Origin of the sequence: Micromonospora sp. WMMD812 (assembly GCF_027497215.1) — a bacterium.
Classification (GTDB): domain Bacteria; phylum Actinomycetota; class Actinomycetes; order Mycobacteriales; family Micromonosporaceae; genus Micromonospora.
Window position 1 is genome coordinate 1,844,695 of sequence record NZ_CP114904.1, and the last position, 22,263, is coordinate 1,866,957.

Genomic DNA, 22,263 nt, shown 5'->3' on the forward strand with positions numbered 1-22,263 from the left:
ACGTGTTGACCATACCAGGTTCGGTGGTGTTAGCGTTCTGCCGAATGCACGTCAGCTCATGCTGAGGAGGCCCGTGGTGACGGCGACCGTCCCCGCCCAGTTCCAGGTGCTCGACGAACGCTTCCGGTACGTCAACGGCGACTTCGTCCTCGAACGCCTACACACCGGCGCACGCAAGTCCGAGGGCCCGGCGTACTTCCCGGCCGGGCGCTACCTGGTGTGGAGCGACATTCCCAACGACCGGCTGCTGCGCTGGGACGAGACCACCGGCGCCGTCGGTGTCTTCCGGCACCACTCCGGCTACGCCAACGGCAACACCGTCGATCGGCAGGGCCGGCTGATCACCTGCGAGCAGGGCAACCGACGGGTCACCCGCACCGAGCACGACGGCACGGTCACCGTGCTGGCCGACCGCTACCAGGGCAAGCGGCTCAACAGCCCCAACGACGTGGTCGTGCGGGCGGACGGCACGATCTGGTTCACCGACCCGATCTACGGCATCTTCAGCGACTACGAGGGAAACAAGGGCGACAGCGAGTTCGACGGCGCCTGCTACGTGTTCCGCCTCGACCCGGCCACCGGTGAGCTGCGGGTGGTCGCCGAGGACTTCTGCCGGCCCAACGGCCTGGCCTTCTCCCCCGACGAGCAGCGACTCTTCATCGCGGACACCCGGCAGGAACCCAGCCACATCCGCGTCTTCGACGTCACCGCCGACGGCGACCTGGCCGGTGGGAAGATCTTCGCCGAATGCGACAACGGACGCTTCGACGGCCTCCGGTTGGACGACGCCGGGCGGGTCTGGGCCGCCGCCTGGGACGGCGTGCACTGCTTCGACCCCGACGGCACCCTGATCGGCAAGCTCCTGCTGCCCGAGTCCGTCGCCAACCTCACCTTCGGCGGGCCCCAGCGCAACCACCTCTTCGTCACCGCGGGGACCAGCGTGTACACGCTGCGGGTCACCGTCAACGGCGCCCGCTATCCCGAGGGCAGTGGAGTCGACCGGCCGTGACCGACGCCGCGACCGCCGGGCGAACCCGCCGGCACATCGCCCGCGACCTGGGGGTCGACACCGCCTTCGACGCCGCTCGGGAGATCGAGCGGCGGGTCGGATTCCTCGCCGACACGCTGGCCGGCACCGGGACCACCGCGCTGGTGCTGGCCATCAGCGGCGGGGTCGACTCGACCACCGCCGGCAGGCTGTGCCACCTCGCGGTCCAGAGAGCGCGGGACACCGGACGCGAAGCCGTCTTCGTCGCCATGCGGCTGCCCTACGGCGTCCAGCACGACGAGCACGACGCCCAGACCGCGCTGGCGTTCATCCGCCCCGACCGGACCCTGACCGTCGACATCGCGCCGGCCAGCGACGCGAGTCTGCGTACGCTGCTGGCCGGCGGCCTGGCCGTGCCCGACGTCCACCAGCGGGACTTCGTCCTCGGCAACATCAAAGCCCGGCAGCGGATGATCGCCCAGTACGCCGTCGCCGGCGCGCTCGGCGGGCTGGTCGTCGGCACCGACCACGCCGCCGAGGCGGTCACCGGATTCTTCACCAAACACGGCGACGGCGCCGCCGACGTCGTACCGCTCGCGGGCCTGACCAAGCGGCGCGTACGCGCGATCGCCCGCGCGCTCGGCGCACCGGACGCGTTGGTCCGCAAGACGCCCACCGCCGACCTCGAGTCCCTCCGCCCCGGCAAACCCGACGAGCAGGTGTTCGGCTTCACCTACGACGACATCGACGACTTTCTCGAAGGCGGAGCCGTCGACGAGGTCGTCTCGCGGGCGATCCTCGACCGCTACCGGGCGACCGTTCACAAGCGGCACCTGCCGCTACCACCCGGCAACGGTTCGACCTGACCGACGGCTACCGTGTCGGTGCGGGTCGACGTCCCGGAGGGTGACGCGGGGGTCGGGCCGGCCAGGCAGCGTTCGTCGGTGGGAGGGCCCGGGTCATGCGTCTGCACGTCGGATGCGCGATGTGGACCCACAAGGCGTGGCAGGGGCGCCTGCTCGCACATCCGCTGTCGGCACACGAGCGCCTGCGGCACTACGCCGGCTGGTGCAACGCCGTCGAGGGAAACACCACCTTCTACGCGACCCCGGCGCGAGAGACCGTGGCGTCGTGGGCGCAGCAGACCGATCCGGCCTTCCGCTTCGTGATCAAGTTACCCAAGGTGATCACCCACGAACGCCGGCTCGCCGACGTCGACCAGCCGCTCCACGCGTTCCTCGACGCGATCGCGCCGCTGGGACCGCGCGCCCACGCGCTCTGGATCCAGCTGCCGGGATCCTTCGCCCCGACCGACGTCCCGGTGCTCGCCGGCTTCCTGCGCCGGCTCCCCACGTCCCACCGGTACGCCGTGGAGGTCCGCCACCCCGCGTTCTTCGACGACCCCCGCGCGACGCGACTCCTCGAAGGCGCACTCACCGCCGCGACCGCCGAATGGATCCCGTTCGACACCACCGCCTTCTTCCGAAGCCCGCCGACCAGCGACGCCGAACGGGACGCCTGGGCCAAGAAGCCGCGGATGCCACTGCGGTCGCGCGCCCTGACCGACCGGCCGATCGTCCGCTACCTCGGCCGCGACGCCACCGCGCCGACCGTCGAGGGCTGGCAGCACTGGGTGGACGTCACGGCCGAATGGCTACGCGAGGGCCGCTCGCCGACCGTGTTCATCCACACCCCCGACAACGCCGACGCGCCGGTGCTCGCGCGCCGCTTCCACGACGACGTACGGGCGCGGGTGCCCGAGCTCGCGGCACTGCCCGAGCCGATACCCGTCGAACCCTTGACCCTCTTCTGACCGGATCTCCCGGCCCACGCCGATGGCGTACGTCTCATCGGCACGACGCCGCCCGTCGGGCGTCCTCGGCCGGGGCTACGGTGGCGCCGCCGCCTCTGCGGCGGGCGGTCACCGCCGGAGCCGGTGACCGCGGGCCGACGGAAGGCAGGGTCACCAGTGACGTCCGAGCCGCTGACCGACGACGGGCCCATCGTCGCCCGGCGCGGCACCGTCTTTTCCGGCGATGTCGACGCGGCCGCCGGGGACGTGCTGGTCACCGCGCGCGGGGGAACGCTGCGCGGCCAGCGCGCGGACGGCCTGACGATCCTGCGCGGCGTCCGGTACGCGACCGCCGAGCGGTTCGCTCCACCGGTGCCCGAGCGATCCTGGTCCGACGTACGGGAGGCGCGGGAGCACGGCGGCGTCAGCCCGCAGCCGCCGACGCGGTCCGTGGCGACCGGCGGCTGGTCCGAGGTGGGCGTGCAGTCCGAGGACTGCCTGAACCTGACCGTCGTGACTCCGGCCGCCGACGGGGCACGCCGGCCGGTGGTCGTCTGGCTGCACGGCGGCTCGTACCGTTCCGGGGCCGGTTCCTGGGACCGCTACCGGACCGATCGGCTCGCCCGCGAGGGCGACGTGGTCGTCGTCAGCGTGACCTACCGGCTCGGGGCCCTCGGCTACCTGCGGGCGCCCGGGCTCTCCCCCGGCAACCTGGGCCTGCTCGACCAGATCGAGGCCCTGCGCTGGGTCCGCGACAACGCCGCGCACCTGGGCGGCGACCCGGAGAACGTGACGGTGATCGGCCAGTCGTCGGGTGCGCACTCGGTCGCCTGCCTGCTCGGCGTGGCGCAGGCGCGGCCGCTGTTCCGCCGGGCCGTGTTGCAGAGCCCGCCGCTGGGCCTGGGCCTGGGCGGCGCCGCCACCGCCGGGCGGGTCGCCGAACGTTTCCTCGCGCGGCTGGGGCGGGACCCGCACGACGCCTCGCTTGCCGAAGTGGTGACCGCGCAACGGTTGGCCGAGAAGGACCTGGCCGCGCGGCTCAGGTTCGGGCTCGCCCCGGCGTACGGGCCGGTGGCGGGCACCGATCCGCTGCCCGACGTCCGGGGTTGGCGGGAGGCGTGCCGGGCCGGCGCGGAGAACCTCGAGGTGGTGCTGGGCACCACGCACCGGGAGATCGCGTACTTCCTCGCCGGCGGTCCGCTGTCCCGGCGCGTGCCGCTGGTCGGACGTGCCGCCGAGGACGGGCTGATCGGGTTGGCGACCCGACGCGTCTTCGCCCGGCCCACGATGCGGTTCGCACGTCAGCTGGCGGCGGCCGGCGCGCGGGTCTTCGCGTACCGCATCGACGGCGCGGGCTCGACGTCGCCGTACCGGGCGTGCCACTGCAGCGACCTGCCGCTGCTGTTCGGCGACGAGGCCGCGTGGGGGCAGGCGCCGATGCTCGCCGGTCAGAGCTGGGCCGAGGTGACCGACCGGAGCGCCCCGCTGCGCGCGGCGTGGCTGTCGTTCGTGGCCCGCGGCGCGGACGCGTTGGCCGAACACGGCTGGCCGGCGTACGCGGGCCGGGGCGGCCACATCCACCACTTCGCCTAGTCCAAAAACCGGTGGAACAGCGCCGCTGTGCGCCATTACCGTGCTGCCGAACCAGGTCGTCTAGGCAAGGACGTGCCGTTGTACACCCTGTGAGACCTCCCGAGCGCTGATCTGTCGCGCGTCGCGCATCTGCGCCGCGCTCCTTTTTGCTGCGGACTTCTCACTGGAACCGGTGTACTTCTGTGCTCAATAACTGGGTTGTCGTGCCCACCTGCCTGCCGCTCGTTCTCCGCCGTTGCCACACGTGCGCGTCCGGGCGCTTCCAGGCAAGCGGCAAATTTCGCGTCAACGCTAACCACAAGCTGATCGACGCCTGGCTCCTCGTGCTCTGTACCGGTTGCGGGGAAACGGCGAAGCTCACGGTCCTGGAGCGGATGACTGTGCGCTCCGTACGACCTGAGCTGCTGGACCGGCTGCATGACAACGACCCTGGCCTGACAGCTGAGCTGCTCCAGGATCCGGTCGTGCGGCGTCGTAATCGCATCGCCCTGGACTGGGACAACGCCTGGCGCCTCGACACCGGCGGATCGGATCACCTGGACCGCGAGGTGGTCGACGTCTCGGTCCGCTTCGCGGCGCGGATCCCGGTCCGGCCGCTGCGACTGATCGCTGAAGGTTGCGGTCTTTCCCGGGCCGAGGTCGAGCGACTGGTCACGGAGGGGAAGGTCGTTTCGGCTGTCCGGCTGAGCGGCAAGCTCTCCGGCGACTTCACCTTCACGCTCAAGCGCTGAGTCCCTTCTCGGGACCAGGGGCCGGTCCGGCACGATCCGCCGGACCGGCCCCGGACGCCCGGACAAGGCTCTGGCCCGGTGGACGGATCCACCGGGCCAGAGCCACCGTCACCGGTCCGCGAACCCGGATCCCGAACCAGGATGACGAGCCCGCGGACCGGAGCCTGCGTCGCGCGAGGTTGTCAGAGGCTGAGCCGCTGGCCCGGCAAGATCAGGCCGGGGTCGTCCCCGACGACCTGCTTGTTGCGCTGGTAGAGCGACTCCCAGCCACCGGACACGTCGTGGGCGTCCGCGATCTGCGACAGCGTGTCGCCGGGCCGCACGACGTACGCGTCACCGCTGGTCGTCGGCGCGCTGCGCCGGTCGCCGCGGGTGCCGGAATTCTCCCCGCCCGACTTCGCGCCGCCGGACGACCGCTCCGACGTCGTGGTGGACTTGCCGGTGGACTTCGACGTCGAGCCGCCCTTCTTCCCGCAGGTCGGCCAGGCACCGATGCCCTGACCGTCGAGCACCTTCTCGGCGACGGCGATCTGCTCGCCGCGGCTGGCGAGGTCGGCGCGGGCGGCGTACCTGGTGCCGCCGTAGCCCTTCCAGGTGCTCTGCGAGAACTGGAGGCCGCCGTAGTAGCCGTTGCCGGTGTTGATGTGCCAGTTGCCGCCGGACTCGCACTGGGCGATGGCGTCCCAGTTGACCGCGGCCTGGGCGGGTGCCGCCGTACCGAAGAGAACGACGGCGCCGGTGACGGCCCCGGCCGCGAGGGTGCCGACGACGACGCGGCGGGTGTTCACGGCCCGGTGGCGGGCGTTGTACGTAGCTGACATGGTGATGTGTCCTCCACGCCGACGAGGTGAGCTGTCGGGTTCGGGCCGAGGAGCCCGGCCGCCGGTGGGCGGCTTCACCCCGAGGTGCCGCGAGCGGTCCGCTGGGCACCGAGGAACCTGGGTCCCCCGCTCCTGCCCGGGTGACGAGTGCCGACGACCGGCGGCAGGATTAGGCGTTACCGGTCTCGGTGTCCGCGTTCGCGAACTCGACCGTCGTTAGGCACCGTTGGCGGCGATCGCCCACTTCGTGTGAATCTCTTTACCGGTCCACGCGGGACGGTGCCGCCTCGGGTTGCGAACCCCGCCCGGCCGTGCAAGTGACCCGCCGGTGGTGCCATGGCGGCGCGCGGCCATGGCGCCGTCGGATCCGGCGACCTTGGCCGGTGTCACTCGTCCTCCGCACGGACCAGCTGCGCGAGGACGACGAGCCAGCCGGAGATGATCACCGCTCCGGCGGCGAAACGGAGGCTCGCGCTCTGCTCGCCCCACGGCGGGACGGTGAGCACGAACGCGGCGACGCCGCTGGCGGCGCTGTAGGCCGCCCACCCAGGTCTTTGCTGGCCGACGAAACGGCGGGCGAACAGCAGGCCGGCCGCGATCAGCGAGAGGAACGCGGCGGCGCCGCAGACCGTGTGCAGGACGCTGCCCGTGCTGATCTGGTCGGGCAGCCCGTCGGGGGCGCCGGGCGGCCAACCGAACGCGGGGTCGGGTCGGAAGATGCCACCGCCGACCATCGCCACGGCGTACACCGCGACCAGCACCGGCCCGGCCGTGCCCGCCCGGCCGGGCCGCAGCGCCTGCCACAGACCCACCGCGAACGCGCCGGAAAGCAGACCGGTGACGACGAAGGCCCCTGTCTGCAGCCAGCCGAGGTCACCCAGGGTGAGGGCGCTGATCGCGTGCCGACGGAGGTCGAAGCCGGGCCGGGTGAGGGCCTGCGCGAACGACAGGACGGGGAAGACCAGACCGGCGAGGGTGCCGCAGGTCAGCAGGAGCCGGGTTCGGCGGTGACGGACCGGGGTGTTTCCATGACGGATGGCGACGGTTGATCTCATGGGCGGCGTCCTTTCGTGACGGCTGTGACATGCCGACGAACGGAGTGCGGGCGGATCGACAGCGTCGGAGAGAATTTCGTGGACGGGAACCGGGCAGGTCAGGCCGCCGCGCTGTCCAGGTTTGCCGGGGGGAGTCAGCGGTGAAGGTAGGGCGGCACAGATATCTGAGGGGGACCGCCATGTCCGAGACAAGCCACAACGACAGCGCCGACCGTCCCGACGGGGTGACCGACCCACTGCTGTGGCGGCTCGCCCTCGGGGTGGCCGACGCGCACGAGCCCGACGGCGAGGGCGGCTGTCGCAACCTGCTCTGCGACGGCGAGGCGTGGCCGTGCACGCCGTGGAACAACGCCCAGCGGGCGCTGCAGATCGCGCAGGCCGAGGAGTCGGCGGAGGCGACCGGCGAGACGGTGGCTTACCCCGGCTGGTCGGGCGTTCCGGTGCGGCCGGCGGCCCGTCGAGCGGGCGCGGCGGCGCGTGCGTCGGAGGCGACCGCCTCGGCCGCCTGACGCGCTGCGGCCACGAATATGCCGTGCACACCGGGGGTCGACCCTCTACGGTTCCGGCCGTGACCCTCGACATCGTGTGCCTGGCGGACCGCCCGGACGTCGCCCCGCTGCTCGACGAGGACTTCGAGGGCGCGTGGCCGCCGTTCATGCTCTGGGATCCGATGGGCGCCGTGTACTACACCGTGGCCCACGACCTGTACCCGGAGTTCGTGTTCGCCGCCATCGACACCGACGAGCCGGGCCGCGCCGTGGCGCGGGCGTACGCCGTGCCGTTCCGCTGGACGGAGGACGAACTGCCCGACGGCGGCTGGGACCGGGTGATCCAGCGGGCCGCCATCAACCGGCTCAGCGGCGCCGACACCAACATCGTGTCGGCGCTGGAGATCTGCATCCGCCCCGACCGGCGCGGCGGCGGGCTGTCCGCGCTGATGCTCGACGCGATGCGCCAGGGCGTGGCGAAGCGCGGCTACGACACGCTGGTCGCACCGGTCCGTCCGAGCGGCAAGCACACCCGACCGGACCTGCCGATGACCGAGTACGCCGCCCAGCTCCGCCCCGACGGCCTGCCGGTCGACCCGTGGTTGCGGGTCCACGTCCGCGCCGGCGGCACCATCGAACGCGTCGCTCCCCGCTCAATGACGATCACCGGAACGCTCGCCGACTGGCGCCGCTGGACGGGCCTGCCGTTCGACACCAGCGGGCCGGTGCGCGTGCCGGGCGCCTTGGTGCCGGTACAGTGCGACGTGGCGCACGACTATGCCGTCTACGTCGAGCCGAACGTCTGGGTGCGGCACCGACTCTGACCGCGCCCGATCGCCACCGGGTTCGGTACGTTGTTCCTCACGGTCCGACAGCCGTCACGGTCCGACCGCTGTGACGGCAGGGACGCCGATCGGCGGCCAGTCATCGGGAGGCGCCAGATGATCTTCATTACCGCCAAGTTCCGGGTGCTGCCCGACTACGCCGACCGCTGGCCCGAGATCGCCGGCGACTTCACCCGGGCCACCCGCGCCGAGTCGGGCTGCCTGTGGTTCGACTGGTCCCGCAGCGTCGACGACCCGACCGAGTACGTGTTGGTCGAGGCATTCCGGGACGGGGACGCCGGCGCGGCGCACGTGCAGTCCGAGCATTTCCGGACCGCCCAGCGGACCCTGCCGCCGCACCTCGCCGAGACTCCCCGGATCGTCAACATGACGATCCCGCAGGACGACTGGTCCGAACTCGGCGAGATGGCCGTCCCCGACCGCGGTTGAGCGTCCTGGGCGTCGGCACGCGTCCCTCGGCCAGGGGGTCCGGGCCGCGCCGGGAGCCGCCCCGGATTGCCACCGAAGCCCGCCCGTGACCGCGTCTTCCGGGGAACAATGGGGGGTCGGGGATGAGGTGCGCGCGAGAACGCGGGGGATCCAGGCGTGCTCGGAACCAGCCTGGCTTGGCTACGCCGCCGCGACCCGGGGTACGTCGCGCTGCGGCGCGCCGCCCGCCTGACCATCGTCGCGTCCACCGTCTTCTACACCTGCCGGTACGCCCTCGGCAGCGTCAACCTGGCCACCTACGGGCTGTTCGGCACGGTCGCCGCCGGGGCGTTCGCCCAGTTGCCGGGCTCAGCGCGGGAACGGGCCCGGACGCTGCTCGCCGCGCTGCCGGTGGCCTGGGCCCTGGTCGCCGCCGGCACCGTGCTCGCCGCGAACACCTGGGCCGCGGCCGGCGGGATGCTGGTCATCGGGTTCGCCGTGGCGTTCGCCGGTGTCGGTGGTCCCCGCCTGGTCGGGCTCGTCAGCGCGCTGCAGCTCTTCTACATCCTGGCGTCGTTCCCTCCGTCCCAGCCGAGCACCCTGCCCGAGCGGCTCGGCGGCGTGTCGCTCGGCATCGGCCTGATCGCCGCCGCGGAGATGCTGCTCTGGCCCGACCCGGCGCCGGTCAGCTACCAGCAACGCCTGGCCGACGCGGCCGGTCGGCTCTCGGCGTACCTGGAGGCGACCGCGGCGGCGTTGACCGATCCGACGGGTGACCGCCGGGACCGCGACGTAATGCGCGGCCGGGCCGCGGAGGCGGTGGACCGACTGCGGCTCGCCCAGCTACCCCCGGTCCAGAGACCGACGGGAGCGGGCGCCCGCGACCGCACGCTACGGGTCTGCGGTGCCGCCCTGACCGAGGTGCTCGCGGAGGCCGACCGGCTGGCGGCGGAGACGACACGGCAGCCGCTCCCGGACGGGAGGACGGTCGCGGTGCTGGGGTGCTGCGCCGACACGACCCGCGCCGCGGGCGCCGGCCTGCTTCCCGGCGCGCCGCCCGCCGACGTCGCCGCCCTGGACGCGTCCATCCGGCGAGCCGAGGCGGCGTACCCCAACACAGCGACGGGCCCCGGCGCCGGCCTGGACGTGGAGCGGTTGCGCCGGGACGCGACCGCGCTGGCCGTCGCCGACCAGGTCCGCATCTTCGCCGTCGGCGCCCGACTGGCCGGCGGCACGCCGGTGCACGGCGAGGTGGAGCTGGGGGCGTACCGGGAAGTGTTCGACGACGCGCGCCGACCGCCGTGGGTGCTCTACTGGCGGCAGTTCCGGTCACACCTGTCGCCCTGGTCGGCGCCGGCGCAGTCGGCGCTGCGGCTGGCGGTGGCGCTGGCCGCCGCGCGGGTGGTCGCCGGGAGCCTGGACCTCATGCACGGCTTCTGGGTCCTGCTCGCGACCCTCACCATCCTGCGGACCTCGGCCGTGGACACCCGCACGGCCCTGCGACCGGCGGTGCTCGGCACCACCGCGGGCGCCGTCGTCAGCGGCCTGCTGATGCTCGTGGCCAACCCGCCGATCATCTACGCGGTCGCCCTGCCGGTCACCATGGTGCTGGCCTTCACGATCGGACGCCTGTGGGGCGCGGCCTGGGCCCAGGCCATGTTCACCCTGCTGCTCACGTTCGTCTTCGCCCAGCTCGCGCCGCCCAGTTGGCGACTGGCCGAGGCCCGCCTGGAGAACGTCCTGCTCGGCGCCGCGATCGGCGTCCTCGCCGGGGTGGTCATGTGGCCGCGCGGCGCGACCCGCGACCTGAGCCGGAACACGGCCAGCTACCTCGCCGCCAGCGGCGACGCGGTGATCGAGACGGTCGAGGCGGTTCTCGGTGGCGACCGGCCCGGCCGGGCCCTGGCCCGCGCACGTCGGGCGATGGGCCTGGCCGACGCCTCCTACAACCAGTACCACTCGGAGCGGCACGACCCGTGGGCCCGCCACGTGGACTGGGAGGCGGCCCTGGCCGCCGGCCACCAAGCGGTGTACGGCGCGGAGGCGCTGCTGGCCCGCAACCCGCCCGGCGCGCTGGCCACGTGGCCCGACGCGGGTGCGCTGCTGCGGGATTCCGCCGGGCGGGTCCGGTCGGCGTACGACGACGCGGCGGAGCGGGTGACGCGCGGCGGCACCCCGCACCCGAACCTGCCCCGGAAGCGCGGCGTGGACGAGCTCGGCCGGACCCGGCCGCTGGTGGACGAACCGGGCGACGGGCGGCGGGTCCGGCACCTCGTGGAGGTCGACCTGTGGCTCGATGGTCTGGCCGACAGACTCGCCCGGCTCCAGCCGCCGGCAGGCGCGAACGGGTGAGCCGGCGGCCTACTCGAAGCGGGACGGGTCGCCGGCCCCGCGACGCAGGACCTCCGGCTCGTCCTGCGACAGGTCGATCACCGTGGTCGGCTCCTTGCCGCAGTCGCCGGCATCGATCACCGCGTCGACGAGGTGGTCCAGCCGCTCCTTGATCTCCCACCCCTGGGTCATCGGCTCGTCCTCGCCGGGCAGGATCAGGGTGCTCGACACCAACGGCTCCCCCAGCTCGGCCAGCAGTGCCTGGGCGACCGCGTGGTCCGGTACGCGCACCCCGACCGTGCGCTTGCGGGGATGCAGCATCCGGCGCGGCACCTCCCGGGTGGCCGGGAGGATGAAGGTGTAGCTGCCCGGCGTGGACGCCTTCACCAGGCGGAACACCGAGTTGCTGACCTTGACGAACTGGCCGAGCTGGGCGAAGTCCCGGCACACCAGCGTGAAGTGGTGCCGCTCGTCCAAGCGTCGGATCTCCCGGATCCGGTCCAGGCCCGCCTGGTTGCCCAACTGGCAGCCGAGCGCGTAGCACGAGTCGGTGGGGTAGGCGATCAGGCCACCGCCGCGGATCAGGTCGACGACCTGCCCGACGGCTCGCGGCTGCGGGTTGTCCGGGTGCACGTCGTAGTACCTCGCCATGCACCGAGACTAGTGCCGCCCGGAAGACCCGCCCGGCTGATCGGCGTATCAGCCGGGCGGGCCGCCACCCCGGCCGCGTGCCGGCCCGGGAGGCGGGCCGGCACGGCGGCGGCGAGGTCAGGCGGGGTACCGCTGGAGGGTCGGGGCGTCGTTGATGTCCGGGCCGAAGAAGCTGAACACGACGAGGTCGGTGTCGCCGGTGTTCTCCACGGTGTGCGGCGCGGTCGCCACGTCGTGGCTCACGAGCAGCTCGTCCCGGTCGGCGTCGCCGCCACGCACGTCGTGGCCGCAGTACCGCCCGCTGCCCGACCACACCAGGATCGAGTAGACGCCGTTCTCGGTCACGGTGTGCGTGGCGCCCGGCGGGACGACGAGCTTCTTCCCGCTGTACTTCGGCGTGTTGTAGAAGATCCACGACTCGCGGCCGTCCGACCCGTCGACCGGCCGCGGGGCGAGGTGGTTGTTCTCGTAGAAGAACGGGTCGCCGTTCAGCTCCCACTCCACGAAGTTGAGCGGGAAACGCTCGCCGTGCGCGTGCCGGTCCTCGGCGCGTACGTCGTGGAAGAGCAGCTCCTTGTCGATGATCCGGCCGGCGTTGAGGGCCTGGAACATGGCGAAGACGTCCGAGTCCTCCTGGAGCTCCACGGTCAGCGCCGTGCCCGGCCCGTGCAGCACCCCCGACGGCACCTGGAAGCCCTCGTCCGGCACCTGCAACTCGGCCCGCGAATGGCGCAGGATCAGGTCGTTGTTCCAGTCGACGAGGTACGGCAGCAGCACGTCGTACGCGCCCTCGCGCACGATCCACGGATGCACGCCGAAGAACGTCTCCGGGTGCGGGCCCATGTCGACCCCGGCCGGGAAGTAGTACGCCTCGTCCTTCGAGCGGCGGCCGACCAGCTCCGCGAAGCGCTGCGGCGGGTGGATGTGGAACGGGATGCGCGCGCCGTAGTCGAGCAGCTTCGCCAACCGCCCGAGCCCCTGCGGGTGGGTCGACGCGTACGCCGCACCCATGATCGCCGCCGGATCGGTGGAGACCGCGTCCCGCAGCGTCATCCGGGGCCGCCCGCCGGTGTCGACGATGTGACTGAGCCCCTCGTCCGGCGGGCCGACCCGGTTGTCCGCCTTGGTGGTCGAGCCCAGCCACCGCTCGCAGATGTAGCCCCGCTCGCCCACGTCGTACGCGTCCTCGGGCAGGCCGAACCGCCGGCCGGGCGGCACCAGGTCCCGCGCGACGAACGCCGGCGCGAGGCGGAACACTCCGCCGCCGTCGTTGAGCAGATCCTCGACCAGCTGTCGGGATGAACCGGCCGTCATCCCTGGACCCCGCAGATCGGGCCGCCCGGGACGAGCGTGCGCGGAAGCACCGGCGCGACGATCATGGACTGGGTGAGGACGACCGGGCCTGTCACCCGGTTCCGCGGCGTCCGAAACTTGATCACGCACCATGCTAGGCCGAGCCGGCGTACCCGTTCGCCGGAACCGGCGAGGACTGTGGCTTGCCCCACGGCGGCGGCCGTGGAACAGACCTTCTAGTCCTCGTCGAAGCAGAGGCAGAAGGGGTGCCCGGCCGGGTCGAGGAGTACCCGGACGTTCTCCTGCGGCTGGTCAGCGGCGAGCGACGCGCCCAGGGCGACTGCGTCGGCGACCGCGGCGTCGAGGTCGCCGACCTGGAAGTCAAGATGCATCATCGGGCGCTGCCGGCCGTCGACGGGCGGCCAGACCGGGGCCTGGTAGTCGGTGGCCTGTTGGAACACGAGGTAGACGCCGCCCTGGGCAGGGGCGACGATCGCGGTGCCGGGCTCCTCGTGGCCGATGGGCCAGCCGAGCAGGTCCGAGTAGAACCGCGCCAGGGCGCCGGGGTCGGGCGCCTCGACCGCGGCGCCCCACCACATGCCGGCCGTTCGAGATCGCATGCTCGCATCCTGCCGCACGGGACGATGTCACGCCTCGGCGCAGCACGCGTGCCGGCTCTCCTCGACGTAGTGCGGGTCGTGCCACCAGTAGCCGGCGTTGTCCGGGTGCGCGGGCAGCGGCGGCAGCACGGCGGTGGTCGGGGCGGCCATGATCCGTGCGGCCGCGAACGGGGCGAGCAGGTCGTCGACGCTGTGCAGCACGCCGTTGGCCATCGTGTGGCGGACGTTGGCGGCCTGGTCGATGTCGGCGAGCGGGTCCCCGCCGAGCACGACCAGGTCGGCGTACCTGCCGGGAGCGATCTGCCCGATCGGCTCCTCGAGGAACTCGCCTGGCGCCCGGGTGGCGGTCGTCAGCGCCTCGTACGGGGTCAGTCCGTACGCGACCATCGCCCGTAGGTTGAGGTGCAGGCTGACCGCGTTGAACGCGATCGGCGAGTCGGTGCCGGTCAGCACCCGCCCGCCGCCGCGGATCATCGCCGCAGCCTGGGCGACCTGCCGGGCCAGGTTCTCCCGGTTGGCCGTCTGGTCGGTGGTCTGCGCCGTGGTGACCGCGGCCTGCAGCGCCGCGTACTGCCAGGACGGGTAGAGGGTGCGCACCCGCCGGTCGGTGACCAGCGAGGTGTCCTCGCGCAGCAGCGTGTTGGCTCCGAACAGGGTCGGCGTTCGGGCGGCCCGGGAGGCGTTGAAGATGTCGATGACGTCCTGGTAGCCGGCGCCGATCGCGGTGACGGTGCGGGAGTACCCGAACCGGTTCGTGGCGCCGGTGTGCTCCATGCCGTCGCTGCCGAAGGCGAACGCCGGGTAGTGGTAGTGCGAGGTGGCGTGGATCCCGTGCCGGTGCGACCACTCGACCACCGCGCGCTGCCACCCCACCGGCAGCCGCACGTACGCCTTCATGAGGTCGTAGTCCAGCGCACCGGCCCGCTCCAGCTCCAGCGCCAGCTGCCGCTCGTCGAAGGTCGGGCGCATGAAGTTGTAGAAGATCCGGGGCCCGTCGACGGCCTCGCCGGTCGCGAAGTACCGGGGCCCGATCCGGGCTCCGGACTGGACCGACTCCCGCTCCTCCACCATGTGGTACGCGGGGCTGCCCGGCGAGCGGGTGGTGGTCACGCCGAGGGAGAGCCACAGCCGGTTCTGCCGCGCGCCGTAGGCGTAGCCCTGCATCTCCCGGTGGTGGTGCATGTCGATCAGGCCGGGGATGACCACGCCGTCGCGGGCGTCGACGATGCGGCCGTCGCGGCCGGGCCGGGTCGGTTCCACCGCGACGATGCGGTGCCCCTCGACCACCACGTCGACGTCGGCGCGCAGCCGCGGGCCGGCGCCGTCCCAGAGCCGGCCGGCGCGGATCACCGTACGCCCGCGGGGCCGGCTGTTGGTCCAGGTCAGACCCACCGGGACGGTACGCGGCGTTCCGCCGTCGGCGGACACGAGCCGCAGCCGGCCGTTGTTGAGGTAGAGCAGCCGGGTGGAGTCGCCGCTCCAGGTCGGTGCGTCGGTGACCTCGTGGGTCACCTGGCGGGGTGGGCCGGCGAACGTGCCGTCGGGGTGGACGTCGACCACCCAGAGCACACTGGCCACCACGAACGCCATCCGCTGGCCGTCGGGCGACCAGACCGGCCCGTCGTCGCCCCGGGTCTGGATCGACCGGTGCGGCATCGGGTCGAGGTAGCGGGCGGCGCCGGTGGCCCGCTCGACCACCAGGATCTTGCTCAGCCCTTCGCGGTAGCGCGCGGAGTAGGGCACCACGGCGGCGAGGGCGATGAACCTCCCGTCGGCCGACCAGGTGGGGCGGCCGGGCTCGAAGGTCGCGGCGAAGACCGGCTGCACGGTGCCCGACCCGACCTCGACGGTGTAGAGCGCGCCGTTCTGGTCGAGGAACGCGAGGTGCCCGCCGTCGGGCGACCAGGTCCCGGAGACGGCCGCGGCGTCCGGCAGGTTGGTGAGTTGCCGCTCCGCGCCGGTCCGCAGGTCGCGCACCCAGATGTCCAGCTTGCCGCCCCGGTCGGTGGAGTAAGACAGGTACCGGCCGTCGGGGGACCAGGCCGGGTCGCACGTCCACCACTGGTCGCGGGTGAGCGGGCGGGGCGGCTGCCCGATCGTCATGAGCTGGATGTCGTTGAGCGCCCGGAACGCCACCTGCCGGCCGTCCGGGGACAGCACCGGGCTGCCGATGCCGACCACCGGCCGGCGGGCGGTCGAGTCGAAGTCCCGCCGGCGCTTGCGGTAGCGGGGGGTGGCCACGGTGACCGGGGCGACGAAGCCGATGTCGTGGCGGCGGTCGGCGTCGAGCCGGCGACGGCGGATCCGGCCGTCCGCGGTGTAGACGAACTCGCGGTCGGAGCGCCAGGAGACCCGGAACGGGTACGCGTCCTCGCCGGTGACCAGGGCCGCGTCGGAGCGCCACAGCTCGCTGCGGCCGTCCAGCAGCCGGTGGTAGACCAGGTCGCCGCCGTCGGGCGTCCACGCGGGGCTGTGCAGGACGGCGCCGGCCGGGGCGGTCACCGCGGTGGTCCGGGCGCCGCTGGCCAGGTCGACCACGTCGATGCGGGTGTTGGCGACGACGAACGCGATCCGGGTGCCGTCCGGCGACCAGGCCGGCTCGTACTCCTCGACGGCGGTGTCCGCCACCGCGGTGATCTCGCCGCTGGCCAGGTCGAGCAGGTGGATGCCGTAGCTGCCGGTCCGGTCCGACGAGAAGGCGAGGCGCCGCCCGTCCGGCGAGAAGCGCGGCTCCCGGTGGTCGTACGGGCCGCGGGTGAGTTGCCGCAGCCCGGACCCGTCGGGGCGGATCAGCCACAGGTTGAAGGCACCGTCGCGGTAGGACTGGAAGGTGATCGTCGAGTTGTCCGGCGCCCACTCCGGCTGGGCGATGTCGTACAGGTCGCTGGTGAGCCGGCGGGCCGGGCCGCCGGAGGCCGGCAGCACCCACAGCACGCTGACCAGGTCCATCGCGATCATCCGGCCGTCCGGGGAGAGCTGGGCGGCGACGTCGGTGCCCTGCCGCAGCGGGACCCGCCGCTCGTCGGGTCGGCGGTCGTCGCCCGACGCCCGGGCCGGGTCCGCCGCCGCGATCCCGCTCCCCGCCAGTGCCGCCGCGCCGGCCGCTCCCGCCAGCAGATCCCGTCTCCGGACGCCCGTCATGATGCCTCCCCGTCGAAGCCACTGATCGAACAGCATTGATACTCGTCAGTGGGGTCGGTCCGGCGCAGCTCCTGGTCGGCGGCGAGCGGTCAGCGGCCGTGCGGCAGCGGCGACCGGCCGGTTGCGTACGGAAAGCGGTCGATGAAGTTTTCCTTCACCGGCCACCGGGCCGCCCCGGGCCGGCGTCGGCCCCACCACGCTCTACCGGCACTTCCCCACGAAGGAAGACCTGATCGAGGCCGTCCTCGACGACCTCGTCACGGCGCCGGCGATCGCGCCGACGAACACGCCCAACGCCTCATCACCGCCGTCGTCGGCCCCGCCACCGACCGGCTACGGGAGGCCGGCGGCCTCCGCGCCGACATCACCGCCGAGGACATCGCCGCGTTCGTCCGCATGCCCCTCACCGCGTACCGGGACGAGGCCCGCGCGAAGGCCATCGAGGTCATGCTCGACGGCCTGACCAGCCAGCCAGGGACCGATCCCGCCGGCCGGTCGTGAGGCCGCCCGCCGCCGCGCACACCTCGCCGACGGGCCATCGACCGTCGCCGCCAGCGCCTACGCTTGCCGGATGATCGTGCGTACCCGCTGGACCATGCCGCACCCGCCGGACGTGCTGTGGCCGGCGCTGTGCGATTCCCGCATCGAGCTGCAGCCCCGGTGCCCGGCGTTCTACCTGGGCACGCCCCGACCCACCGAGTGCCGCCTGCCGGACGGGCCCGGTGCGGTGGGCGCGGACCGGCAGTGCGTCTCGGAGCAGGGTGTGGTGCGGCAGCGGATCACCCAGTGGGAGCCGCCGGCGCGGCTGGCGTTCCACATGGAGTCGACCGACCTGGGTTTCCACCGGTTCGTGGACCATCTCGGGGACGTGTTCGACCTGACCCCGTCGGGTGGCGGCACGGTGGTGACCCGGACGACGACGGTGACGGTTCGCGGGTTCGGTCGCGCCGCGCTCTATCCGGCGTTGTTCGTCGGGTTGAAGTCGGTGCACCGCTTCGTGTTCCGCAACTGGCAGAAGATGGCGTTGTCGCCGCCCTCGGCAAACTGACCGGCGGCGGTCGTCGCCTTCTGGGTGGCGTGCCACTCCGCATGGTCGGCGCGCCGCCTCTGCGACAGGTCAGAGGTTGTAGCCGCCGGAGACCTCGATGTTCTGCGCGGTGATCCAGCGCCCCTCGTCGCCGACCAGCGCCGCGATCAGCAGGCCGATGTCGTCGGGTTCGCCCACCCGGCCCAGGGCCGTCTTCGCCGCGAGAGCCGGGATGACCTCGGGGAAGCGCGCGAAGGCGTTGTCCGCGAGGCGCGTACGGGTGGAACCGGGCGCGACGGAGTTGACCCGAATGCCACGCGTGCTGAACTCCTTCGCCATCGAGCGGGTCAGCGTCGTGAGGCCGCCCTTCATCGTCGCGTACGCGGAGTAGCCCGGCTCCAGGCCGGAGAGCAGCGCCGAGTTGCTGGTGACGTTGACGATGGCCCCACCGTCGACCATCAGCGGCAGCAGGGTCTGGGTCAGGAAGTACGGCCCCTTGAGCAGGACCCGCACGAACCTGTCAAACAAATCCTCGGAGGTGTCCTCGAACATCGACATCTGTGCGAACCCGGCGTTGTTGACCAGCGCGTCGAACGTGTCCCGCTGCCACGTGTCGCGCAGCGCCGCGACGACGGACTCCCGGAAGGCCGCGAAGGTGTCGGACCGGCCCAGCTCCAGCGGCAGCGCGACGGCCGTCCCGCCGTCCTTCTCGATGCGCGCCACGGTGTCCAGCGCTCCGGACTCGTTGCTGCTGTAGGTCAGGATGACTCCTGCGCCACGGTCGGCGATCTGGGTGGCCGCGCTCTGCCCGATACCGGAGCTTCCGCCGGTGACGACTGCGATCCGCATGTGGTCCGCCTACCTGTTCGTTCGTGGAGCTTCCCGCGCTCCCCTGGGATGTGGACCATTCCATGGGACCACCGTGAGCAGGAGGATCGGTAGAACGATGCTCCTGGCCTCTTGCCTGATCCTCTCCCGGCCGCGAGCCGCCGTCCCTCACCTCGACGGGGTGGCCGGTTCCGGCTCGCGACCGCGCGCGCGGCGCAGGTCCGCGACGGCCACCCCGAGCAGCACCGCGGTCGCGGCGCCGGCGGTGGCCAACGGCGGCACGTGCCACAGTGCCGGGGCGAGCACCCCGAGCGCCACGAAGCCGGCGACCCGGGAGCGGGAGACGCGGCTGAACACCTGGAACTCGAGGGCGGCCCGCCCCGCCAGGAACAGCGCGGGGCCGCCGAGGATGGCGAGCAGCCACATCGGCTCGGGTGCGGCGAGGGGCTCGGAGACGCTCAACTCGTAGCCCACTCCGGACACGACGATGCCGATGATCATCGCCAGGTGGCTGAACGCGACGGCGAAGCCGAGCCAGGACGGATTCGCCGCGCCACCGATGGCGTCGGTCAGCAACCGTCCGGCCCGCTGGAAATAGACCTGCCAGAACAGCACGGTTCCGGCGAGCCCCAACGCGAAACCGGCCGTTTCCGGCAGGAGGAAGGAGCCGCCACTGAACGCCACGCCGATCGTGAAGATCATCTCCCCGAGCGCGATCAGCAGGAACTGCTGGTACCGCTCGGCCAGGTGGCCGGCCACGACCGGCTGGGAGGTGATCCGGTCGCGGCCCAACCGCGGAAGCGGGAAGCCCCACGTGGCACCGAGGTAGTCCAGCAACACGGCACAGACCCAGAGCACCGCGCGCAGTGACACGTCCGGCGCCAGCGCGCCCACGATCCACAGTGGTCCGGAGAGGAGAGACCAGACCAGGGCTCGTGCCGCTGACCGGCCCTGTGGCCCGCGGGTCGCGAGCCCGTAGTACAGCACCCGAGCGACCTGTCCGCCCACGTACGCCGTGGTGAACACGAGCGCCCGGTCGGTGAAACCCTGCGGCACGGCGACGGCCATCACCATGCTGCTGACCATCGTGATCAGCAGCACCACCCGAATGACCGGCAGCTCCGGGTCCATCCGGCTGGTCGACCAGACCGTGGTCGACCACATGTGCCAGAGCGCGAGAAGGATCAGCACCGTCACGCCGACGTCCGTGAAGGGCAGGTGCTCCTCTGCGGTGATGTCGTCGATCAGGCGTTGGGAGATCCGGGTCAGCGCGAACACGTACACGAGATCGACGAGCAGCTCGAGGAACGTCGGCCGTTCCGGGTTGGCGGCCCTGCGCAGGGCCTGGACCTCGGTCATCGGTCGGCCTCGTCCGCGGTCGGACCTCGCACCGCCACACGCCTCCTTCGCCCCGGTGATCCCACAGGGGTGAACGAGTCACTGGCCGGTCACGGCCCGGGAGGTTGGCGACGTCCGTGCCTAGTGGATGCCGTTCGTGTACGTCAGGGGCACGTCGGCGGCGGCGTTCCGGTCGACCGTCACCTGCCGCTCGGGCGTGAACCGGTAGCCGGGCACCGGCTCGCCCCGCACCAGGTACGTCCCCGGGTCCACCGGGACCGTCAGCCGGCCGTCCGGACCTGAGCTACCCCGGGCCACGAAATCCCTGCCGGTGGCGCGGATTTCGAACCCGGTGCCGGGCCGGGGCTTCGGGTCGCACCGCGGGTTCGGGCTGACGGGGGCCGGCGGGCACTGCTCGCCGAGTTGGGTGATGATGCGTAGGAGGCTTCGGCCGGCCGGCACGGTCGCCGGCGGGTCGCCGCCCGCGACGCGGGCCGGCGTGCTGCCGCCCGGGATGGTCGCCGGCGTCCTGGCGCCCGGTGTGCCGGTCGGGCGCGGGCCGTTGTCCGCGGGCGCGTCACACCCCGCCGCCAGCAGCAGGCCGGCCGCGACGACCGCCATGACGCTCCGTCGGATCGCCATACCTCGACTGTACGACTCACACTGGGTGGCCGGCGGCGACGACCAGCGGGCGCGCGAGGCCGTGCCTCACCGGCCGCCGCGGCTGGCGTCCGTCAGCTGGGCGCCGGTCACCGGTGCGGGGAGAGCGCCGAGCAGGAACCGGTCCGGCCGCACCACCGTGACGGCGGGCCGTCGCGGCGCGGGCAGCGTGCCGTCGGGATCCTCGATGACCGTGCAGCCGGCTCCGACGGGCGTCTCCCCGGCCGGCACCGCGACCGCCAGGACGACTGCCCGCCGGTCCGCGATCCACGCGCGGGCGTCCGCGTCCAAGTGGTGGCGCGGGTCGCCGCCGTGTCCGATGACCGCCCAGCGGTTGCCGAGGAGGTCGTCGAGGCGGACCTCGCCGTCCGGCGTACGGACGCGGGCGTCGGGCAGCAGCCGGCCGGCCCCGGGATGGCGACCGGCAGCCCCCCGTGGAAGGCGCCGCGCGGGCTGGGCGCGCTCGGCGCGGCGACTGACGAACGCCTCCACGCCGGGCACCGCGCCGACGGTACGCAGCACCGCGCGCAGCACCCCCGACGCGACGCGGCTGCGGGTCTGCACGACCCGGCCGGCCCGCAGCGCCATCAGGGTGGTGGCGCGCACGTCGGGGCGCCGCTCCCGCTCGTACCCGTCGAGCAACGACTCGTCGTCGAGTCCCTGCGCGACCTGCGCGAGCCGCCAGGCGAGGCTCGCCGCGTCGCGGATGCCGCTGCCGAGGCCCTGCCCGACGAACGGCGGCATGGAGTGCGCGGCGTCCCCGGCCAGCAGCACCCGGCCCCGGCGCCACCGCGCGGCCTCCCGGGCGTGATACGTGAACACGGCGGCGCGGCGGACCTGGACGCGGTCGGGGTCCAGCCACGCCGCGATCAGCTCCCGGACGGTCGCCTCGTCGGCCATCCGCTCCGGGTCCTCCCCCGGCAGCAGCATCCACTCCCAGCGTCGGGCTCCCGGCCGCGACATCGTCACCAGGGGCCGACGCGGGTCCAGCACGAACGACATCGTGGGCGGCGCGCCGGCGTCCCCACCGGTCGTGGCGTCGACGACGAGCCAGGGCTGGGGGAAGCTCACCCCCTCGTACGGCACGTCGAGCAGCCGACGGACGGTGCTCGACGCCCCGTCGCACCCGACGACCCACCCGGCGCTGATCCGGGTGCCGTCGTCGAAGGTGACCTCGACGTGGCCGTCGCCCTGCGCGATCGCCACCACGGACCGACCGGGACGCAGCTCCACACCCGGCAGCGCGGACAGCCCCGCCCGCAGCGCCGCCTCCAGTCCCGGCTGGTCGATCAGGGCGGGCTGCGGCGAGCCGGGGCCGGCATCGGGGACGTCGACCGTGAAGAGTGGCCGGTGGTCGGGCGCGAGCACCTGGGAGCGGCGTACGCCGACCGCCCAGCCGTCGGTGTCGGCGAGGCCCGGCACCTGGCGCAGGATCCGGGTGACCTCGGCGTCCAGGGTGGCGGCGCGGGGGCGGGGATACGGCTCCTCGTACCGCTCGACCACCACGACACGGGCGCCGTGCCGCCCGAGGAGCGCGGCCAGCACCCCGCCGACGGGTCCGCATCCGACGACGAGCACGTCGACGGTGTCGCCGTCGTCGTTCATCGCCCGCTCCCCCGATCCGCTCGGCCGTCCCGACGCGTCGACTCTCAC

At 73.1% G+C, this 22,263-nt stretch carries 20 protein-coding genes, 1 pseudogene and 1 riboswitch; of the genes and pseudogenes, 11 read left to right on the forward strand and 10 right to left on the reverse strand.

Features of this window, described 5'->3' with window-relative positions:
* The first annotated feature begins 76 nt into the window (after window positions 1-76).
* The 5 genes from O7603_RS08420 (at window position 77) to O7603_RS08440 (ending at window position 5,104) form a co-directional block, all read left to right on the forward strand.
* The gene (locus tag O7603_RS08420) at window positions 77-1,009 is read left to right on the forward strand and encodes an SMP-30/gluconolactonase/LRE family protein (protein ID WP_281575124.1); all 933 of its coding nucleotides are present in this window, start codon (window positions 77-79) and stop codon (window positions 1,007-1,009) included.
* Window positions 1,006-1,854: an ammonia-dependent NAD(+) synthetase gene (gene nadE / locus O7603_RS08425; protein WP_281575125.1), complete on the forward strand. Its 849-nt coding sequence runs from the start codon at window positions 1,006-1,008 to the stop codon at window positions 1,852-1,854. The genes O7603_RS08420 and nadE overlap by 4 nt, the downstream gene beginning before the upstream one ends.
* Before the next feature lie 119 nt (window positions 1,855-1,973).
* On the forward strand, window positions 1,974-2,801 hold the full coding sequence (locus tag O7603_RS08430; protein WP_281576641.1) for a DUF72 domain-containing protein: 828 nt from the start codon (window positions 1,974-1,976) through the stop codon (window positions 2,799-2,801).
* A gap of 156 nt (window positions 2,802-2,957) precedes the next feature.
* The gene (locus O7603_RS08435; RefSeq protein ID WP_281575126.1) at window positions 2,958-4,373 is read left to right on the forward strand and encodes a carboxylesterase family protein; all 1,416 of its coding nucleotides are present in this window, start codon (window positions 2,958-2,960) and stop codon (window positions 4,371-4,373) included.
* A gap of 203 nt (window positions 4,374-4,576) precedes the next feature.
* Window positions 4,577-5,104, forward strand: a complete 528-nt coding sequence (locus O7603_RS08440; RefSeq protein WP_281575127.1) for a DUF1062 domain-containing protein — start codon at window positions 4,577-4,579, stop codon at window positions 5,102-5,104.
* Window positions 5,105-5,286: 182 nt separating this feature from the next.
* On the opposite strand, the gene O7603_RS08445 is transcribed toward O7603_RS08440, so the two are convergent.
* On the reverse strand, window positions 5,287-5,925 hold the full coding sequence (locus tag O7603_RS08445) for a transglycosylase family protein (protein ID WP_281575128.1): 639 nt from the start codon (window positions 5,923-5,925) through the stop codon (window positions 5,287-5,289).
* Between the two features lie 2 nt (window positions 5,926-5,927).
* Window positions 5,928-6,111: riboswitch (cyclic di-AMP (ydaO/yuaA leader) on the reverse strand.
* Window positions 6,112-6,311: 200 nt separating this feature from the next.
* The gene (locus O7603_RS08450) at window positions 6,312-6,980 is read right to left on the reverse strand and encodes a DUF998 domain-containing protein (RefSeq protein WP_281575129.1); all 669 of its coding nucleotides are present in this window, start codon (window positions 6,978-6,980) and stop codon (window positions 6,312-6,314) included.
* Window positions 6,981-7,159: 179 nt separating this feature from the next.
* Here O7603_RS08450 and O7603_RS08455 point away from each other — a divergent pair, with 179 nt between their 5' ends.
* The 4 genes from O7603_RS08455 (at window position 7,160) to O7603_RS08470 (ending at window position 11,073) form a co-directional block, all read left to right on the forward strand.
* Window positions 7,160-7,489, forward strand: a complete 330-nt coding sequence (locus O7603_RS08455) for a hypothetical protein (RefSeq protein WP_281575130.1) — start codon at window positions 7,160-7,162, stop codon at window positions 7,487-7,489.
* 59 nt (window positions 7,490-7,548) lie between these two features.
* Window positions 7,549-8,292, forward strand: coding sequence for an N-acetyltransferase (locus tag O7603_RS08460; RefSeq protein ID WP_281575131.1), 744 nt, complete (start codon window positions 7,549-7,551; stop codon window positions 8,290-8,292).
* Between the two features lie 117 nt (window positions 8,293-8,409).
* Window positions 8,410-8,742 (forward strand): putative quinol monooxygenase, encoded by a 333-nt coding sequence (locus O7603_RS08465; protein WP_281575132.1) that lies wholly within the window; start codon window positions 8,410-8,412, stop codon window positions 8,740-8,742.
* Between the two features lie 156 nt (window positions 8,743-8,898).
* Window positions 8,899-11,073, forward strand: coding sequence for an FUSC family protein (locus O7603_RS08470; RefSeq protein WP_281575133.1), 2,175 nt, complete (start codon window positions 8,899-8,901; stop codon window positions 11,071-11,073).
* Window positions 11,074-11,082: 9 nt separating this feature from the next.
* Here O7603_RS08470 and O7603_RS08475 read toward each other — a convergent pair whose 3' ends face one another.
* The 4 genes from O7603_RS08475 to O7603_RS08490 all read right to left on the reverse strand — a co-directional run bounded on the left by O7603_RS08475 (window position 11,083) and on the right by O7603_RS08490 (window position 16,757).
* Window positions 11,083-11,703, reverse strand: coding sequence for an L-threonylcarbamoyladenylate synthase (locus tag O7603_RS08475; RefSeq protein ID WP_281575134.1), 621 nt, complete (start codon window positions 11,701-11,703; stop codon window positions 11,083-11,085).
* A gap of 117 nt (window positions 11,704-11,820) precedes the next feature.
* Entirely contained in the window at window positions 11,821-13,017 is a 1,197-nt protein-coding gene (locus O7603_RS08480; protein ID WP_281575135.1) for a hypothetical protein, read from the reverse strand.
* 215 nt (window positions 13,018-13,232) lie between these two features.
* Window positions 13,233-13,616 (reverse strand): VOC family protein, encoded by a 384-nt coding sequence (locus tag O7603_RS08485; protein WP_281575136.1) that lies wholly within the window; start codon window positions 13,614-13,616, stop codon window positions 13,233-13,235.
* Between the two features lie 27 nt (window positions 13,617-13,643).
* Complete coding sequence (locus tag O7603_RS08490; RefSeq protein ID WP_281575137.1) at window positions 13,644-16,757, reverse strand: amidohydrolase family protein; 3,114 nt, start codon at window positions 16,755-16,757, stop codon at window positions 13,644-13,646.
* Between the two features lie 207 nt (window positions 16,758-16,964).
* Here O7603_RS08490 and O7603_RS08495 point away from each other — a divergent pair.
* Both O7603_RS08495 and O7603_RS08500 read left to right on the forward strand, forming a co-directional pair.
* A pseudogene (locus O7603_RS08495) lies at window positions 16,965-17,220 on the forward strand (hypothetical protein); the annotation flags it as partial.
* A gap of 108 nt (window positions 17,221-17,328) precedes the next feature.
* Complete coding sequence (locus O7603_RS08500; RefSeq protein ID WP_281575138.1) at window positions 17,329-17,805, forward strand: SRPBCC family protein; 477 nt, start codon at window positions 17,329-17,331, stop codon at window positions 17,803-17,805.
* A 69-nt stretch (window positions 17,806-17,874) separates the two neighbouring features.
* Here the strand turns inward: O7603_RS08500 and O7603_RS08505 are convergent, their stop codons facing one another.
* The 4 genes from O7603_RS08505 to O7603_RS08520 all read right to left on the reverse strand — a co-directional run bounded on the left by O7603_RS08505 (window position 17,875) and on the right by O7603_RS08520 (window position 22,215).
* Window positions 17,875-18,633: an SDR family oxidoreductase gene (locus O7603_RS08505; protein ID WP_281575139.1), complete on the reverse strand. Its 759-nt coding sequence runs from the start codon at window positions 18,631-18,633 to the stop codon at window positions 17,875-17,877.
* 147 nt (window positions 18,634-18,780) lie between these two features.
* Window positions 18,781-19,971 carry a low temperature requirement protein A gene (locus O7603_RS08510; protein ID WP_281575140.1) on the reverse strand — a complete coding sequence of 397 codons (1,191 nt, stop codon included), beginning with the start codon at window positions 19,969-19,971 and terminating at the stop codon, window positions 18,781-18,783.
* A 120-nt stretch (window positions 19,972-20,091) separates the two neighbouring features.
* Complete coding sequence (locus tag O7603_RS08515) at window positions 20,092-20,592, reverse strand: hypothetical protein (RefSeq protein WP_281575141.1); 501 nt, start codon at window positions 20,590-20,592, stop codon at window positions 20,092-20,094.
* A gap of 66 nt (window positions 20,593-20,658) precedes the next feature.
* Window positions 20,659-22,215: a bifunctional 3-(3-hydroxy-phenyl)propionate/3-hydroxycinnamic acid hydroxylase gene (locus O7603_RS08520; protein WP_281575142.1), complete on the reverse strand. Its 1,557-nt coding sequence runs from the start codon at window positions 22,213-22,215 to the stop codon at window positions 20,659-20,661.
* Window positions 22,216-22,263 lie beyond the last annotated feature (48 nt).

Coding starts and splice junctions, on each gene's coding strand:
- O7603_RS08430 (WP_281576641.1), top strand. CDS start 1,974: ATGTGGACCCACAAGGCGTGGCAGGGGCGCCTGCTCGCACATCCGCTG.
- O7603_RS08445 (WP_281575128.1), bottom strand. CDS start 5,925: ATGTCAGCTACGTACAACGCCCGCCACCGGGCCGTGAACACCCGCCGC.
- O7603_RS08450 (WP_281575129.1), bottom strand. CDS start 6,980: ATGAGATCAACCGTCGCCATCCGTCATGGAAACACCCCGGTCCGTCAC.
- O7603_RS08455 (WP_281575130.1), top strand. CDS start 7,160: ATGTCCGAGACAAGCCACAACGACAGCGCCGACCGTCCCGACGGGGTG.
- O7603_RS08465 (WP_281575132.1), top strand. CDS start 8,410: ATGATCTTCATTACCGCCAAGTTCCGGGTGCTGCCCGACTACGCCGAC.
- O7603_RS08475 (WP_281575134.1), bottom strand. CDS start 11,703: ATGGCGAGGTACTACGACGTGCACCCGGACAACCCGCAGCCGCGAGCC.
- O7603_RS08480 (WP_281575135.1), bottom strand. CDS start 13,017: ATGACGGCCGGTTCATCCCGACAGCTGGTCGAGGATCTGCTCAACGAC.
- O7603_RS08485 (WP_281575136.1), bottom strand. CDS start 13,616: ATGCGATCTCGAACGGCCGGCATGTGGTGGGGCGCCGCGGTCGAGGCG.
- O7603_RS08490 (WP_281575137.1), bottom strand. CDS start 16,757: ATGACGGGCGTCCGGAGACGGGATCTGCTGGCGGGAGCGGCCGGCGCG.
- O7603_RS08500 (WP_281575138.1), top strand. CDS start 17,329: ATGATCGTGCGTACCCGCTGGACCATGCCGCACCCGCCGGACGTGCTG.
- O7603_RS08505 (WP_281575139.1), bottom strand. CDS start 18,633: ATGCGGATCGCAGTCGTCACCGGCGGAAGCTCCGGTATCGGGCAGAGC.
- O7603_RS08510 (WP_281575140.1), bottom strand. CDS start 19,971: ATGACCGAGGTCCAGGCCCTGCGCAGGGCCGCCAACCCGGAACGGCCG.
- O7603_RS08515 (WP_281575141.1), bottom strand. CDS start 20,592: ATGGCGATCCGACGGAGCGTCATGGCGGTCGTCGCGGCCGGCCTGCTG.
- O7603_RS08520 (WP_281575142.1), bottom strand. CDS start 22,215: ATGAACGACGACGGCGACACCGTCGACGTGCTCGTCGTCGGATGCGGA.